The organism is Paenibacillus glacialis (assembly GCF_001637205.1).
Taxonomy (GTDB): Bacteria; Bacillota; Bacilli; order Paenibacillales; family Paenibacillaceae; genus Paenibacillus_AQ; species Paenibacillus_AQ glacialis.
In genome coordinates, this window is the sequence record NZ_LVJH01000057.1 from 1 (window position 1) to 2,309 (window position 2,309).

1 rRNA gene is annotated in these 2,309 nt (G+C 52.1%); it reads right to left on the reverse strand.

Features of this window, described 5'->3' with window-relative positions:
* Positions 1 to 147: 147 nt before the first annotated feature.
* Positions 148 to 2,309: ribosomal RNA gene (locus PGLA_RS20930) — 23S ribosomal RNA — on the reverse strand; the annotation flags it as partial.

The following is a 2,309-nucleotide window of genomic DNA, read 5'->3' on the forward strand; positions in this document are numbered from 1 at the left end:
TTCTTGAATTACTCCAAGTAAATATCAATCTCTAGAAAAAACTTCAGCTTTATGCTGTTATACAAGGTTTAATCCTTGAAAACTAGATACGAATGAATTTGCAGTTCGAAACTTACATTTGCTTCTGAAGCCTAAACTCCAGAATATTAGGATAAGCCCTCGACCGATTAGTATTGGTCAGCTCCATGCATTGCTGCACTTCCACCTCCAACCTATCTACCTCGTCGTCTTCAAGGGGTCTTACTAATTGGGAAATCTCATCTTGAGGGGGGCTTCACGCTTAGATGCTTTCAGCGCTTATCCCGTCCGCACGTAGCTACCCAGCTATGCTCCTGGCGGAACAACTGGTACACCAGAGGTGCGTCCATCCCGGTCCTCTCGTACTAAGGACAGCTCCTCTCAAATTTCCTGCGCCCACGACAGATAGGGACCGAACTGTCTCACGACGTTCTGAACCCAGCTCGCGTACCGCTTTAATGGGCGAACAGCCCAACCCTTGGGACCTACTTCAGCCCCAGGATGCGATGAGCCGACATCGAGGTGCCAAACCTCCCCGTCGATGTGGACTCTTGGGGGAGATAAGCCTGTTATCCCCAGGGTAGCTTTTATCCGTTGAGCGATGGCCCTTCCATGCGGTACCACCGGATCACTAAGCCCGACTTTCGTCCCTGCTCGACTTGTAGGTCTCGCAGTCAAGCTCCCTTCTGCCTTTGCACTCTTCGAATGATTTCCAACCATTCTGAGGGAACCTTGGGGCGCCTCCGTTACTCTTTAGGAGGCGACCGCCCCAGTCAAACTGCCCACCTGACACTGTCCCCGAACCGGTTTACGGTCCTAGGTTAGAACCTAGATACGATCAGGGTGGTATCCCAACGGCGCCTCCGTAGAAGCTTGCGCTCCTACTTCTTAGGCTCCCACCTATCCTGTACAGATCGTACCCAAATCCAATATCAAGCTGCAGTAAAGCTCCATGGGGTCTTTCCGTCTTGTCGCGGGTAACCTGCATCTTCACAGGTATTAAAATTTCACCGGATCTCTCGTTGAGACAGCGCCCAAGTCGTTACGCCATTCGTGCGGGTCAGAATTTACCTGACAAGGAATTTCGCTACCTTAGGACCGTTATAGTTACGGCCGCCGTTTACTGGGGCTTCGGTTCATAGCTTCGGAGTTACCTCCTAACCACTCCCCTTAACCTTCCAGCACCGGGCAGGCGTCAGCCCGTATACTTCGCCTTACGGCTTCGCACAGACCTGTGTTTTTGCTAAACAGTCGCTTGGGCCTTTTCACTGCGGCCCCCTCGTGCTATTCACACTACCGGGGCACCCCTTCTCCCGAAGTTACGGGGTCATTTTGCCGAGTTCCTTAACGAGAGTTCTTCCGCGCGCCTTAGAATACTCTTCTCGCCTACCTGTGTCGGTTTGCGGTACGGGCACCTTCTCCTGGTTAGAGGCTTTTCTTGGCAGTGTGAGATCATGACCTTCGCTACTATAATTTTCGCTCCCCATTACAGCCCAGCCTTATAGTGTGCGGATTTGCCTACACACAAGCCTCACTGCTTAGACGGACTATTCCATCAGTCCGCGTCACTACCCTGCTGCGTCACCCCATTACTCATAACGGATTACGGTGGTACAGGAATTTCAACCTGTTGTCCATCCACTACGCCTTTCGGCCTCGCGTTAGGTCCCGACTTACCCTGAGAGGACGAGCCTTCCTCAGGAACCCTTAGGCTTTCGGCGGATCAGATTCTCACTGATCTTTTCGTTACTTATACCGGCATTCTCACTTGTATGTTGTCCAGCGCTCTTTACAGTACACCTTCAACCCACATACAACGCTCCCCTACCCCAGATGCAAAGCATCTAGCCATAGCTTCGGTGGTGTGTTTAGCCCCGTTACATTTTCGGCGCAGAGTCACTCGACCAGTGAGCTATTACGCACTCTTTCAATGGTGGCTGCTTCTAAGCCAACATCCTGGTTGTCTGGGCAACTCCACATCCTTTTCCACTTAACACACACTTTGGGACCTTAGCTGATGGTCTGGGCTGTTTCCCTTTCGACAATGGATCTTAGCACTCACTGTCTGACTCCCGGACATAAGTACATGGCATTCGGAGTTTGACTGAGTTTGGTAACCCTTGCGGGCCCCGCACCCAATCAGTGCTCTACCTCCACGACTCTTCATTCCGAGGCTAGCCCTAAAGCTATTTCGGGGAGAACCAGCTATCTCCGAGTTCGATTGGAATTTCTCCGCTACCCCCGCCCCCGCCCCGGCTTTTGCAACATCCGTTGGTTCGATCCGCCAGTGC